Annotated in this window: 12 protein-coding genes and 1 pseudogene; 10 read left to right on the top strand and 3 right to left on the bottom strand. The window is 40.9% G+C overall.

The features are described 5' to 3' along the window. Positions 1 to 30 precede the first annotated feature (30 nt). Together ASU00_RS27075 and ASU00_RS27070 are read right to left on the bottom strand one after the other, a co-directional pair. Entirely contained in the window at positions 31 to 489 is a 459-nt protein-coding gene (locus ASU00_RS27075; RefSeq protein WP_461786759.1) for a hypothetical protein, read from the bottom strand. A gap of 85 nt (positions 490 to 574) precedes the next feature. Continuing rightward, positions 575 to 1,098 (bottom strand): annotated as a pseudogene (locus ASU00_RS27070) (site-2 protease family protein); the annotation flags it as partial. Positions 1,099 to 1,508: 410 nt separating this feature from the next. On the opposite strand from ASU00_RS27070, the gene ASU00_RS05280 reads away from it, so the two are divergent. From ASU00_RS05280 to ASU00_RS05250, 7 genes are all read left to right on the top strand, one after another. After that, positions 1,509 to 2,291, top strand: coding sequence for a class I SAM-dependent methyltransferase (locus ASU00_RS05280; RefSeq protein ID WP_236712612.1), 783 nt, complete (start codon positions 1,509 to 1,511; stop codon positions 2,289 to 2,291). Between the two features lie 657 nt (positions 2,292 to 2,948). Further along, positions 2,949 to 3,686 carry a tRNA pseudouridine(38-40) synthase TruA gene (gene truA / locus ASU00_RS05275; RefSeq protein ID WP_057912393.1) on the top strand — a complete coding sequence of 246 codons (738 nt, stop codon included), beginning with the start codon at positions 2,949 to 2,951 and terminating at the stop codon, positions 3,684 to 3,686. Between the two features lie 100 nt (positions 3,687 to 3,786). Next, positions 3,787 to 4,311, top strand: coding sequence for a type 1 glutamine amidotransferase domain-containing protein (locus ASU00_RS05270; RefSeq protein ID WP_057912392.1), 525 nt, complete (start codon positions 3,787 to 3,789; stop codon positions 4,309 to 4,311). 235 nt (positions 4,312 to 4,546) lie between these two features. After that, positions 4,547 to 6,625 (top strand): YhgE/Pip domain-containing protein, encoded by a 2,079-nt coding sequence (locus tag ASU00_RS05265; RefSeq protein ID WP_161809697.1) that lies wholly within the window; start codon positions 4,547 to 4,549, stop codon positions 6,623 to 6,625. A 376-nt stretch (positions 6,626 to 7,001) separates the two neighbouring features. Beyond that, a complete protein-coding gene (locus tag ASU00_RS05260; RefSeq protein ID WP_057912390.1) occupies positions 7,002 to 7,844 on the top strand; it encodes an ABC transporter ATP-binding protein in 843 nt (280 codons plus the stop codon). Then, positions 7,777 to 8,535 (top strand): ABC transporter permease, encoded by a 759-nt coding sequence (locus tag ASU00_RS05255; protein ID WP_057912389.1) that lies wholly within the window; start codon positions 7,777 to 7,779, stop codon positions 8,533 to 8,535. Before ASU00_RS05260 ends, ASU00_RS05255 begins: the two co-directional genes overlap by 68 nt. Positions 8,536 to 8,571: 36 nt before the next feature. Continuing rightward, complete coding sequence (locus ASU00_RS05250) at positions 8,572 to 9,585, top strand: aliphatic sulfonate ABC transporter substrate-binding protein (RefSeq protein WP_057912388.1); 1,014 nt, start codon at positions 8,572 to 8,574, stop codon at positions 9,583 to 9,585. A 176-nt stretch (positions 9,586 to 9,761) separates the two neighbouring features. On the opposite strand, the gene ASU00_RS05245 is transcribed toward ASU00_RS05250, so the two are convergent. Next, on the bottom strand, positions 9,762 to 10,700 hold the full coding sequence (locus ASU00_RS05245; protein ID WP_161809696.1) for a DHH family phosphoesterase: 939 nt from the start codon (positions 10,698 to 10,700) through the stop codon (positions 9,762 to 9,764). A gap of 365 nt (positions 10,701 to 11,065) precedes the next feature. On the opposite strand from ASU00_RS05245, the gene ASU00_RS05240 reads away from it, so the two are divergent. The 3 genes from ASU00_RS05240 to ASU00_RS05230 are packed head-to-tail and all read left to right on the top strand — an operon-like array spanning position 11,066 to position 13,807. Then, on the top strand, positions 11,066 to 12,253 hold the full coding sequence (locus ASU00_RS05240; protein WP_057912387.1) for a CaiB/BaiF CoA transferase family protein: 1,188 nt from the start codon (positions 11,066 to 11,068) through the stop codon (positions 12,251 to 12,253). 14 nt (positions 12,254 to 12,267) lie between these two features. Beyond that, a complete protein-coding gene (locus tag ASU00_RS05235) occupies positions 12,268 to 13,473 on the top strand; it encodes an acyl-CoA dehydrogenase family protein (RefSeq protein ID WP_057912642.1) in 1,206 nt (401 codons plus the stop codon). 22 nt (positions 13,474 to 13,495) lie between these two features. Continuing rightward, positions 13,496 to 13,807, top strand: coding sequence for a DUF3870 domain-containing protein (locus ASU00_RS05230; protein WP_057912386.1), 312 nt, complete (start codon positions 13,496 to 13,498; stop codon positions 13,805 to 13,807). The last annotated feature ends 227 nt before the right edge of the window (positions 13,808 to 14,034 follow it).

The raw sequence follows: 14,034 nt of genomic DNA, 5'->3' as shown, positions 1-14,034 counted from the left end.
AACGTTGATTATAACGAAAGGCATAATGTATTACGGTAATGAAGTTTTATATTGTTCCATTAAATCACCTGCATATAAGCTTGTTATCATTAAGAAAATGGCAAGCCCAATGTAAAATGAGAACCAGATGACTTTTGTTTTGAGACTCGATGAGTAATAGGAATTCTCTTTATCCCTAATTTCAGTTTGTTCTTGAATATTTTTATAGAACGTTGCTACGATTCGTTCATACGTGCCTATATTTTCGAAACCGGTCTGTCCGTACTGGTATTCATTCGAATTAGCAGCATCCATTAAGGATCTATAAATATTTAATTTTACCTCGGTCAGCTGTTTTTCTTTTAACTTATTATCATCCAATAGCGGGATATGCCAACTCCTCATGTTGTTAAGCTTTGCATATAATTGGCTAAGTTCCATATTCCAAATGTTAACCAGGCGAATCTTTTCTTCATCTGCTGCACCTGCATATCGTTCTACTTGCTCCAATCCAAATTTATTAAACTCAATGAGGTTGACTCTTTGATTTCTGGTTGTCTCGCTGCGGAATTCTTTCCACCACTTAGAAATACCCAATAATAAGAAAAGAATTAATAATGGATTTGGATGGTAAAACATATATACGACCATTCCGATAATCCCTAATATCCAAACCTTTGTGGAAATGACCCCCACTATACGACCTCCATCTAAAGGATGTACAGGCATTAGATTAAATAGGTTAATCAACGATCCGAGTGTAATGACTAAAAGCCAAAACGGATTTTCCGTTATCATAAATAGCGGGATGGCCGGAAGAAAGGCTAATGTACCTAATAAAGGACCTCCGAATGCAAGGTAAGCTTCTTGGTTAGCGTTCTTCGGTTCTTCTTTAAGGGCAATTAACGCTCCGACAAAAGGGATGAAAATGGCATTGGATGTTTTTATGCCTTTTCTCTTAGCGGCAAGTAAATGCCCCATTTCATGGATGTAAATTAGATAGACTAAGGCTACGGCAAATTTCCAACCGTAAACCAAGGCATATGCTCCTAATGAAACGAAAATAGAAAGCAGAGAACCTACTTTTGCTAATTTTAATAGCGCAAACAACCATTTCATTTTTCCAAGGAAAAATAACCCGATTGCCCCCAGACTTAACCATCCTTTATTCGTTTTAGATTGTTTCAAAATGTACCTCCTATAGTAAATGGGAAAACAGATGGCCCGAGTGACACTACGACTATCCCAGCTCCTTCTTGACTTATCATCTTCCTAATATCCTTATTATATAGAATATTAATTTTCAAGTATTACATTTTTTAAAAATTTAGAGTAATGAACATGATTTGAGATAAAGAAGCTGGTGAAGATCAATGGTAATAGTAAAAAGAACTAGAAGTAAGTGGTACGCTTCTCTTTGGTAATTTTTTTATGGAGCTGGAGGCATGGGGTAGTTCAACGAAGTATAATACATAATATGTTATAATTTCAATTGTTTGTAAAAATAGCTTGGGGGGATATGATTGAAAGTGAATTTTGGAAATGTGGCAAAAAATTACGCTCAATATAGAAATGATTTACCTGCTGAGTTACTGGAAAGTTTAAGGCTTAGAGGAATAGATTTTAACAATAAGAAAGTGGTGGATTTGGGTTCAGGGACTGGAGTATTAAGCCGTGCTTTACATAATGAGGGAGCAGTCGTTGTAGGAGTGGAACCTTCAGCAGAATTAATAGAACAAGCGAAAATAATTGATGAGAGTGAAGGTAATAGGATTGAGTATATAAATAAATGCGCTGAATCTACTACCTTAAAAAGTGGATTGTTTGATTATGTAACTGTTTTAAGAGCATGGCACTGGTTTAATCGAGAAGAAACTCTTGGTGAAATTAAAAGAGTTCTGGCGGAAAAAGGTATTTTGATTGTTATGGATTCAGGTTTTATATCCACAAGCAAAGTTATCGATGATACACTTCAAATAATAAAATCACATATGTCAAACGGAGAGTTAAAACCGGCTGGTAGTAAGGTTGAATCAAAACAGTTCGTCAATGGATTTCCTGTTGAGTGGTTTAGGGAATGGCAAGAACATAAATTTGACTTAAAAGAAACATATAAGTTCAAATACACAGTATCATTTACGAATGAGGAATGGTGTGGAAGAGTTGGTTCGCTATCATGGCTTGTCGGATTTACAGAAGGTGAGAGAAATGAAATACTGGCTGAAATTTCCACTCATTTGCTAAAAGAATTTGGAGACGAACAACATAATATCCAACATGGATGTTCTATAACTATCTTAAATCATTTATAAATGCCTCTTTGATGATTTTCTTTTGCAAAAAACAGGAGCTCTACTTCAATAACATGGGTTGGAGGCAGCATTCATTTTACGGCACTTAATGACGAAGTGTAGTTGAAGATTAGTTTTAGCTGATTACATATATTCCATTTTTTTAATAGTAATAGAAAATACAATGAAAGGTTTGTTAGCAGGTCGAGAAGTGGGGCAAATGATCATAAAAAACATCAGCAATGAGTGGGTTAATTCACTTTGCTGACCCAATGATTTCAAGTTATCCAGCGTAGCAGAGATAAAACAATATCCTAACTGTATCGTGGCAAAGGAAAGTGAATTGGAAGAGCTATATCTATTTTTCAATAATTTATAAACTTTGATTAGGTACCTTGATTCTGCAAAGACGCACAAAGGCTGTATTGACGCCGGCTCGTTCGTTGCATGACGCCAGTCTCTTTGGTACACTATGCAGAAGTGCCTTTTATAAGTGGTTTTCGATTTTTGATTTTTCGTCGTTTCGGGGCACAAAAAAAATGACATTGATGACAACTTAAATATGTAAAAAAGCGTTTCTAAGAAAAAATCATATGGTCCCTCATACAGCAGGCGTGTATGGGGGCTTATATTTTATCAGGTTTTTTTGTCTGAATGACTTTACGGTAGGAGGAAGCAATGAACAATTATAAGCTGACCATTCAATATGATGGCGGACGCTATAGGGGCTGGCAACGGCTCGGCGATAGTGACGATACGATTCAAGGGAAGATAGAAAATGTATTAACGGAAATGGCAGGGGTGAAAATCGAAATCATTGGATGCAGCAGAACGGATGCCGGTGTGCATGCTTTTGCCCAGATTGCCAATTTCAAGCTCGGTGGAAATTTGACTGAATCCGAAGTCATGAATTATTTGAATAGGTACTTGCCCCAAGATATTAGCATCAAAGAGGTCATGTTAGTTCCTGATCGTTTTCATTCCCGTTATAATGCTAAGGACAAAACGTATTTATATAAGATTTGGAACGAGCAATATACGAATCCTTTCATGAGAAAGTACAGTATGCATATTGAGGAAAAGCTGGATATAGAGCGAATGAAAGATGCATGTCAATATTTTATAGGTGCACATGATTTCACTGCTTTTTCAAATGCAAAGTCCAAGAAAAAATCAATGGTGCGTGAAATATATGCCATTGAAATAGAAGAAAATGACGGCTTCATCGAAATCAGTGTAAGAGGGGATGGCTTTCTTTATAATATGGTTAGGAAAATGGTCGGAACGCTGATAGAAGTTGGGCTCGGTGAAATAAACGCTGAACAGATCCCGGGCATTTTAGAGTCGAAAGAAAGAGTCCAAACAGGCCGTATGGCTGAAGCCGGCGGGCTGTATTTAGTAAAGGTTGATTTTTAGTTCGAATACGTTGGACTTCATGTCCTGGAAAACGGTTAAAAAAGCGTAGAAACAGGGAAGTATGGTAAAGTTGAATAGCATGTAGGAAGGGGAGGTTTTCATGAGGTTAGCCGGAAAGAAAGTTATCAGTCTTGTGCATCATGATTTTGAAGATTTAGAGCTATGGTATCCGATCTTACGATTACAAGAAGAAGGTGCGATCGTTCATCTCGCTGGAGAGAAGGCGAATGAAACATACATGGGGAAATATGGTGTTCCCGCCGTATCCGATTATGCGTATGGCAATATTAAAGCGGAAGATTATGATGCGATTCTTGTACCGGGCGGTTGGGCCCCTGACAAAATTCGCCGATTTCCTGAAGTGATTTCACTTATCCAGAGCATGGAAGAAACCAAAAAACCGATCGGCCAAATTTGTCACGCTGGTTGGGTGTTGATTTCCGCGAAAATCTTAGCGGGCAAGAAGGTTACGAGTACACCCGGCATCAAGGATGATATGGAAAATGCCGGAGCAACCTGGATAGACGAAGCTGTCGTAGTAGATGGAAACCTTGTCTCAAGCAGACGTCCGCCTGATCTGCCGGATTATTTAAGAGAATTGATAACCGTGATAGAAAAACGTTGATCCAATTAGCAAAATGAAGGCAAACCCAAAGAAAGACGGGTTTGCCTTCATTTTTTTTTTTATATATTTCCATTGAAAGCTTAGGAAAGCGAGACGGAGGACTAAGTTTGTTTAGGTGAAAGTATGTAAATCCATGGATATGTTTACTTAGTATCGAATATGAAGGTTTTTCGAATAATAGTAACAAAATACTTATGCGCGGGGGTATATTTTGAGAAATATTCGGGAGATTTTCTTGGACGATTTAAAAAGCATTTATAAAAATTTCATTGTTTGCATCGTGATTGTTTTTCTTATGTTCATCCCGTCCATTTATGCTTGGTTTAATATTGTCGCATCTTGGGACCCTTATGCAAACACGGAAGGGATCCTTGTCGGTGTTTCCAATAATGATAAAGGTGCCGAGTTGAATGGCAAAGCCGTGAACTTAGGTAATGAAGTCATAGAAGGGTTAAAGGGAAATAAAGATTTGGGCTGGAGATTCACATCGGAAAAGAATGCGGTTGCAAAAGTGAAGAAGGGGGAATATTATGCGACGATTATCATCCCCGAGAATTTTTCCGAGCATATTGCGACCATCATGACAGATGAACCAATAAAGGCGGAAATTGATTACTATGTCAATGAAAAAATCAATTCCATCGCCCCAAAAATTACGGCAGCAGGAGCCAACACGATTGTCGATAATGTGAGCAAAAGCTTTATTAAGTCCGCTAGTGGGAGTATCCTGGAAATCTTTAATGAACTGGGCATCACGTTGCAAAATGAATTGCCGACCATTCAGAAGATGAAGAATATGGTGTATTTATTGGAGGGAGAGCTTCCAGAGCTTGAAAAAAATCTAAAAATTGTCCAAACCCAAGTAAAAAGGGCAGAAGATATCATGAAAAAGGTCAATAAAGGTCTCGAATCAATAGAAGGGATATCGTCGCAGAAAGATAAATTGGTTTCAGGTGTTTCCGATTATGTGGACTCAACCAAACAGGCTTTCGAAGCAATTCACCCACTCTTGCAAAATGATATTGCGAAAATCAGGAGCGATAATGAATCGATTTTAGTTCTTGCGAGTAGGGTAACGGATCAGGGTATGCCCAGCGACGAGGTGAATCAGCTAGTTGAACAAGGGAGAACGAGGATAAATAAAGAGCTATATCTTTTGGACAGTATGTATAACTTATTGCTGAGCGTCAATCAATTTAGCGAAAAAAACCGCCTTCAGCCAGAAATAAAGCTAGTCGATGGTTTAAGGGATAGTGCCTCGGACCAACTTCAAGCGCTGAATGACCATTCCTTCGATTCACTTAGAGTTCTTGGGGAAAATAATGATCAAGCTTTGGGAAGCTTCCAGAATACCTTTTCAAAGGAAACAGGATCAAAAATCAATGAAATCTGGACTGAAGCTAATTCCATTTTACAAAAAGCTCAACTTACGCTCGAGGAGGGCAGCCAGGTTATTCCTGAAGTGAAGGCACTGTTAAATGAGACCAATCGAACGTTGGGTGCCCGCTCGGGAGATATTGATAAGTTACAGGATGAATTTCCGGAAGTTGAAGCAAAGATCAAGGCGCTGGCTTCTAAAATGAGAGAAATCGATAAGTCTTACAATATGGAAGAAGTCATTGATTTCCTAAGAAATGATATCGAACAAGAAAGTGAATTTTTCTCTGAGCCAGTACTGCTCAATAAACACAGTCTATTTCCCATTCCAAACTATGGATCAGCCATGTCCCCCTTCTTCACGGCACTGTCCCTTTGGGTGGGCGGGACCATACTGATATCCATGCTTAGCGTGAGCGTCTCGCAAAAGAGCTACAGCCCATATCAAATTTATATTGGCAGGTACCTTATTTTCTTCATCATTGGATTGATGCAGGCATTAACCGTTAGCATAGGTAACCTTTTTCTGATTGATGTTTATGCAGTCGACAAATTCGAATACGTCTTGTTTTCCGTTTTGATAAGTACAGTATTTACATTGATGGTCTACACCTTCGTATCGGTTCTGGGTAATGTTGGCAAAGGGATAAGCGTTGTCCTGATGGTACTTCAAATATCAGGATCGGGAGGTACCTTCCCCATTCAAGTAACACCGGCATTTTTCCAACATATCAACCCCTTCCTGCCGTTCACCTATGCCGTCGGCTTACTTCGTGAATCGGTTGGGGGGATAACCTGGAGTGTCGCTGGCAAGGATATAATCATCTTGTTCATCTATTTATTACTGACCATCGGCTTTGGCATCATTTTGAAAAAGCCACTGCATGACAGAACGCAAAAGATGAAGGATAAACTGTATGGAAGCAGGATATTCTGACCGTTTCATTCTGCAAGAGCTCCCTTTTCAAGGTGCGGTCCTGCTTGGCTTCACTTACTCTGTAATACAACGAATAAAGGAACCCCAATTGCTCACAGTACTGGACGGTAACTGCTTTGGCAGTTTTATGACACGGTATACCTTCAATTAAGTCCAATATAAAATCAAGTAGTATCTGGGTGGAGTTCGTCTTGATCCCAACAACCTATAGTCTGAATCCTTTTTAACGGATCAGGCTATTTTTGTGTTGTTAAGCGAAGGGGGATTAAACAGAAAGATACCGATAAGTTAGAATTTTTGCATTTTTATAGTTGACAAAAACCATTGGATTAATCATTATTAATAAATGATGTTTAGTAAAAAATGGGGTGACTTTATGTATTTAACAATTGATGGCATTGAAAAAAGTTTCTCAAATGAAAAGAAAGAAAACATAAAGGTGCTCGATGAGATTAATATAGAGGTCGAAAAGGGAAGCTTCGTTTCAATTGTTGGACCATCAGGATGTGGGAAATCGACATTGCTTTATCTAATTGCTGGACTTGATAAAGCTGATAAAGGTGAAATACGTGTTGCTGGTAAAAAGGTGATGAAGCCAGGACCGGAACGGGTCGTAGTGTTTCAAGAGGCTGGGTTATTTCCATGGTTAACTGTTCTGGAAAATGTTACATACGGATTGAAGTTAAAGAAAATGCCAAAAAAAGAGGCTGAATCGAAGGCATTGGACATTCTGAAAATGGTTCATCTCAGCCGCTATGTCGACTCTTATCCGCATCAACTCTCTGGGGGCATGAAACAGCGGGTGGCGATTGCAAGGGCGCTAGTGATGGAGCCGGATATTCTGTTGATGGATGAACCATTTTCTGCACTTGATGAGCAAACGAGGATGGTTTTGCACAAAGAGCTGCTCGAAATCTGGAGAAAAACAAAAGTGACGATTTTTTTTGTTACCCATAATATTCGTGAGGCCGTCCAGCTTTCCGAAAAAATCATCGTCTTCGCAACCCGTCCAGGGAAAATTAAAGAGACGATTTACGTCCCATCGATGAAGGATGGAGTCATGCCGGATAGTGTAACTTTGCATACGGAACAACGGGTTCTATCTATTTTGCAGGAGGAAATCGAAAAAGTGCTGAAGGAGGAAATGGGGAATGATTACAGCTTTAAGACGAATCATATTCATCGCGATGATAGCGGCGATATGGGAAGTCACATCTAGGTTTTCCAGTCTTCCGGATTTCATGTTTCCGAGTCTGACACAGGTTTTTCAAACGCTGTTCAATGGGCTGATGAGTGGACAAATAACAGAAGCTATTGGGAAAAGTCTAGGTCGTATTTTGATTGGATTCACGATTGCCATTATAGTAGGGCTAATCTTAGGCTATTTCATTTGGCGTTTCAAACTGGTTGAAGACACACTTGGTTTCGTCGTGACAGCCTTGCAGTCCATACCGAGTATCGTTTGGTTTCCGTTAGCGATCATTTGGTTTGGGTTGAATGATTTTTCAATTCTTTTTATCGTCACTATCGGTGCAACATGGACGATGACGGTAAATGCAACCAGTGGATTTCGGAATGTACCTCAATTGTACCAACGTGTTGCCAAAACATATGGATCGACAGGCTTTCATTTTCTCCGCACCGTGATTTTACCTGCTTCTGTCCCACAAATAATATCCGGGCTGCGAATTGCATGGGCATTTTCCTGGCGGGCATTGATGGCAGGAGAATTACTTGGCGGCGGAGGCGGTCTTGGACAATTGCTGGAAATGGGCAGATCACTTGGGCAAATGGATTTGGTTATTTCTGTAATGATCATTATCGCAATCATCGGAACAATTGTAGACAATGTTGTCTTCTCCCGACTTGAACGTAATGTACAACTTAAATGGGGAGTGAATCAACGGTAGTTTAATAGAATCATAATGTAAAAAGGAGAGAGAAATATGCTGAAAAAAACATTTTTTGCCCTCGTTACGTCTATATTGTTAATTGGGATCGTAAGCGGATGCACTCAATCCACTAGTAATGAAGAGGAAAAAGGCTCAGGGAAACAAACAGTGAAAATAGGCTATTTTCCTAATTTAACCCACAGTGCAACGATCATAGCCCTTGAGAAAGGCTTTTTTGAAAAAGAATTTGGCAAGAATATCAAGATTGAAACCAAGACAGTGGCAAATGGGGGATTATTCATGGAAGCGATGGCGACAAACGCCATTGACGTGGGAACGGTCGGGCCTGGACCTCTGCTTAACTTTTATGTGAAAAATCCGGAATACCACCTGATTTCCGGAGCCGTTAATGGCGGTGCCGTCCTTGTCGCAAGCGAAGGCAGCAAGGTTACCGATTTAAAAGACTTGGACGGTAAAAAGGTAGCGATTCCCGTCATTGGGAGCACACAGGATGTCATGCTTAGAAAAGCGCTTAAGCAAGTTAATTTAAAACCTACTACAAATGGGGGAACAGTTGAGTTATATGCCTCAGCGCCAGCTGACACCACGGCACTTTTCGTCCAAAAATCAGTCGATGCCGCAGCTACACAGGAACCATGGGGATATGTATTGGAAAATCAGGCAAAGGGAAAGTTAGTGCTTGATTGGGATCAATTTGCCTGGGGGAAAGATTCACCAAACACCGTAGTGGCCGCAAGCAAGAAGTTCATGGATAAAAAAGATCTCTCCGCTTCTTATTTGAAAGCGCATGAAAAAGCGGTGAAGTTTATACAAGACAACCCTGAAGAAAGCCAAGAACTTGTTATTAAACATTTGAAAAAACTGACTGGAAAAGAATTAAGCAAAGAAGAAGTGGCTTCAGCATTTTCACGCCTTGAAGTGACCACTGAAGTTAATGAGCAAGTCATCCAGGAAATGGCTGATATCAGCAAAGAAGCCGGGTATATCCCTAGCAGTGATATAAAAGGCATGATCGATTTATCGATTCTTAAAGAAGTGTCCAAATAAAAGCATAAGCAAGCGCCTCTGCCATCCTGGCTTTGGCGTTTTTTTTGTACTCATGTAATGGTCGAATTAATCCAAGGCCAGGTCGAATTAATGGAAGTTAGGTCGAATAAATGCCAGTCCAGGTCGAATTATCCCGTTGCAATGATTTTTGGGATTTAGAAACGTTCATTCTCCTCCTATAGACAGACTTGATTCAGTGCTTGAATAACCTGATCTACCTCCTCCCATGAATGGATGGTAGCACCTGAAGCGAGGGGGTGTCCTCCGCCATTGAATTGGCGTGCTACTGAGTCAATCGGGGTATTGCGTGCGCGAATTCTGATACGGATTTCAGAAGGATATTCGATGAAGAAAGCCCAAATCTTGTTTGCTCTTACACTTGAAAGCGTATTAACCAGATTCGAAGCTTCGTTTCGATCTATGTTATATAGTTTCAGCAAATCCTCGGTAATGATGAAGTATGCAACTCCTTGATCGGTAACCTTGAAGCTCATGAGAATGTCTTGTTGAAGTCTGGTAGAGTTTTTCGACTTTACATGGAGGAGGTTATGAATCCGTTCAGGGTGAAAATCATACTTTCGTAGGTACGAAACCAATTTTAATGTCCGTGGAGTGATATTCCCGTTCATGAAATTACCTGTATCACTGAGGATTCCTGCATAAAATGATGTAGCAGCTTCTTTATTCATCGTAAAATCCTCAGGAAATTCGACGCATAAATCAACGAGCATTTCACTTGCAGAGTTATATGAAGGGTCGACCCAAGAGAGGTCACCGAATGTCTCGTATTCGGGATGGTGGTCGATTTTAATCAACATATTCCCATAAGCATAGCGGGAATCGCTGATCCGGGAAAGGTTGGCCGTATCACAAACAATCACTAATGCTCCCATGTATGTATCTTCGGAAATGACATCCATTTTTCCAAGGAATTGAAGCCTATCGACATGCTCACCTACCACATAGACTTCTTTAGAAGGGTAGGAATGCTTCAATAGAGCCTTTAGCCCGATTTGTGAGCCAAGTGCATCCGGATCAGGATGAACATGACGGTGAATGATGATGGTCGAATGCTTCTTGATGGCTTCGACTATTTCTTTTTTTATGTTTTCCATTTTATCAACTCCCTTTATTATCATCACATGCATCACGGATAAAGGCAATTATGATCACAATGCCTTTTATGGAGCGGGGAATTTAAGCTCCCTGGGTATACCTATAAAATTAACCGCTTGTTATTGTTGAAAAATTCAAATAATTGTTTTATACTTACTATACCAAACCGATGACAGCAAGCTACCTTGCTGCATGACCGGCTTGATATAAAAACTGGAATATATAAAAATTGACTTCGTTCACTTGATCTTTCTTTGCAGGAAGACAGGGCGTGGATAAAGGTCAGTGAGACGTTCAATGTGATGGCATTGTTTGTTTTACTGATCCTTTTTGTGTATCCCGGTAATTTGAAAGGGGTGAAGGGATGAGCGGAGCTTTGGATGGTGTAAGGATCATCGATGTATCCCGTGTTTTGGCGGGGCCGTTTTGTTCGATGATTCTTGGGGATTTGGGAGCGGAAGTAATAAAAATTGAGCATCATGAATCAGGAGATGAAACGAGGGGATGGGGTCCTCCGTTCGCTCAGGGGGAAAGCGCTTACTATTTATGCGCCAATCGTAATAAGCAAAGCATGACTTTGAATTTGAAGTCTGAGCAAGGGAAAGAGATTTTTCGGAAGTTGGTGGCTTCCGGGGATGTTGTGATCCAAAACTTCAAGACGGGTACGTTGGGAAAAATGGGGTTAGGCTATGAAGATTTAAAAGAATTCAATCCACAACTGATCATGGCCTCTATTACCGGGTTTGGCTTAACCGGCCCTTATAAAGATTTACCTGGCTATGATTATATCATTCAGGCGATGAGCGGGCTGATGAGTATCACCGGGGAAAAGGATGGAAGTCCCGTGAAAGTCGGCGTGGCCATAGCTGACATCTTGACTGGCTTGTATACATGCATTGGCATATTATCAGCCCTCCATCATAGAAATGAATCGGGGGAAGGGCAGGAAATTGATATTTCGCTAATGGATTGTCAGGTTTCTTCGCTAGTGAATGTTGCTAGCAATTATTTATTCAATGGGATGACTCCAGAGCGAATGGGAAACCAGCATCCCAATATCGTTCCATATCAAACGTTTCGTACAAGCGATGGAGAGCTTGTCGTGGCGGTAGGGAATGATGAGCAGTTCAGGCGATTCACGGCTGTTATTGGCAAACCGGAGTTAGCCGAACAGCAACGGTTTAAGCATAATGAAAAGCGCTTGCTGAACAAGGAAGAGTTAGTACCTATATTGGAAGATTCATTGAAAAGGAAAACCAAAAAAGAGTGGAAAGTGCTGCTTGATTCGGCTGGAATACCAAATGGTCCAATTAATGATATCGCAGAGATGTTCGAAGATCCACAAATCAGCGCTAGAGGCATGCTTGTGGAAATGGAGCATCCAACCGTCAAGGACCTGAAAATGATCGGGTCGCCCCTCAATTTAACAAAAACGCCGGTCAGGATGCGCAAGCATCCACCGCTATATGGAGAGCATACCGATTCCATTTTGGCTGAAATGGGATATGATCCCGGCCAAATCGACAAATTCAAGCAAAATAAAATTATCTAGGAGGAAGATCGATGATGAATTTCGAATTAACAGAAGAACAGCAAAGTGTGAAAAAAGTGGTCAGGAAATTCGTGGATAAGGAAATCATTCCATATATCCAAGAGTGGGATAGGCAAGGGCAATTTCAACCACATATTTTAAAGCGACTGGCGGAATTACAATTGATGGGTGTTTGCATTCCCGAAGAGTATGGTGGGGTCGGAATGGATTATAATACCCTGGCCATCGTTTGTGAAGAGCTGGAGCGGGGTGATACAGCCTACAGAACTGCCGTATCGGTACATACAGGGTTGAATAGCATGACGTTGTTGCAATGGGGTACCGAAGAACAAAAACGGAAATATTTAGTCCCGCAGGCAAAAGGGACGAAAATTGGCGCTTTTGGACTGACTGAACCGAATGCAGGGTCAGATGTAGCGGCAATGAAATCCACAGCAAGACGAGTAGGGGATCATTATATTTTGAACGGATCGAAAACATGGATTTCTCTCTGTGATTACGCCGATCATTTCCTCATTTTTGCCAAGACTGATCATGATCTTGGTTCAAAAGGGATTACGGCATTTATTGTGGAACGGACTTTTGAAGGTGTGGAGTCCAAAGCCATTAAGGGGAAACTGGGAATTCGCGCAGGAAATACAGGGGAAGTTTTTTTTACGGATGTAAAAGTTCCGGTAGCGAATAGGCTTGGTGAAGAAGGGGAGGGCTTTAAAATTTCGATGTCGGCATTGGACAGCGGCAGGTTTACGGTGGCCGCGGGTGCTGTAGGATTAATTGAAGCTAGCCTTGAAGCCAGCTTGAAGTATTGCCATGAACGAAGTACATTCGGCAAAGAGATTGGCAGGCATCAGCTCGTCCAACAGATGATTGCCAAGATGACCGCAAATTTGGAGATATCCCGATTGCTCGTTTTTAAAGCGGGGACGTTGAAAAACCAAGGAAAACGGAATACGAAGGAAACATCCTTAGCTAAGTGGGTTTCATGTAATGCAGCTAACGAAGCAGCCAATGATGCCGTTCAAATCCACGGTGCTTATGGCTATTCCGATGAATATCCGGTCGAACGTTTTCTCCGGAATTCAAAAGCCCCGGTCATTTACGAAGGGACCCGTGAAATCCATACGATGATGCAAGGTGAATACGCACTGGGCTACAGACAGGATAAAGAGCTCCGTAAGAAATTGCCTGCATGGCCCTTCAAGCAAGCTTCCGTACATTAAACATAGATAGAGGAGATAAGAGATGAACACATATTTCATTGCAGGTCATGCAAAACTTCCGCAAGGGATGGCAGCGAGAAATTTATATGATTCGATTACGATCACATTGGAGCTGGACTTTAAGTATGGTGTGATCATCGAGGCTTCCTGTACACTTGCGACAGATCATGGCAGGGAATTCATTCGGCAGCTACTGCGCGGTTATTGCCTGAAAGATGGTATTGAGGAATTGATCGATCGTGTACAAATGCATTATCGGGGGAAGGCTGGCCAAGCCATTCAAGCAGGACTAAAGGATGTGTATGCACAGTTCGAACTGGCCTCAGATAAATAGGGAAAATTGAAGGGTCCTGCCGATAAATAAAGTCGGCAGGCTCTTTTTTTATTGGAAAATCTTATTGCTAATTTGCACAAATACATGAGGAAACATCACGAAACTTAGAAGCTCCCTTTCCATTTCTTATTGAAGTCATTGCTGTCGCTTCCGTGGCATCTGCGTTTGTGGCATGAACACCGTTTCCGGCAAGTGTTTCTTTTTTTGCAGCATGTAGTTTTCCTGTT

The organism is Peribacillus muralis (assembly GCF_001439925.1).
In the GTDB taxonomy this organism is placed as follows: domain Bacteria; phylum Bacillota; class Bacilli; order Bacillales; family DSM-1321; genus Peribacillus; species Peribacillus muralis.
Note: the sequence above shows the minus strand (reverse complement) of the source record. Positions and strands in the feature narration are given on the sequence as shown.

Bases quoted from the DNA above. Each gene is read 5' to 3' on its own strand.
- ASU00_RS05230 (WP_057912386.1), top strand. From the start codon at position 13,496: ATGAACACATATTTCATTGCAGGTCATGCAAAACTTCCGCAAGGGATG.
- ASU00_RS05240 (WP_057912387.1), top strand. From the start codon at position 11,066: ATGAGCGGAGCTTTGGATGGTGTAAGGATCATCGATGTATCCCGTGTT.
- ASU00_RS05250 (WP_057912388.1), top strand. From the start codon at position 8,572: ATGCTGAAAAAAACATTTTTTGCCCTCGTTACGTCTATATTGTTAATT.
- ASU00_RS05245 (WP_161809696.1), bottom strand. From the start codon at position 10,700: ATGGAAAACATAAAAAAAGAAATAGTCGAAGCCATCAAGAAGCATTCG.
- ASU00_RS05235 (WP_057912642.1), top strand. From the start codon at position 12,268: ATGAATTTCGAATTAACAGAAGAACAGCAAAGTGTGAAAAAAGTGGTC.
- ASU00_RS05260 (WP_057912390.1), top strand. From the start codon at position 7,002: ATGTATTTAACAATTGATGGCATTGAAAAAAGTTTCTCAAATGAAAAG.
- ASU00_RS05255 (WP_057912389.1), top strand. From the start codon at position 7,777: ATGATTACAGCTTTAAGACGAATCATATTCATCGCGATGATAGCGGCG.
- truA (WP_057912393.1), top strand. From the start codon at position 2,949: ATGAACAATTATAAGCTGACCATTCAATATGATGGCGGACGCTATAGG.
- ASU00_RS05270 (WP_057912392.1), top strand. From the start codon at position 3,787: ATGAGGTTAGCCGGAAAGAAAGTTATCAGTCTTGTGCATCATGATTTT.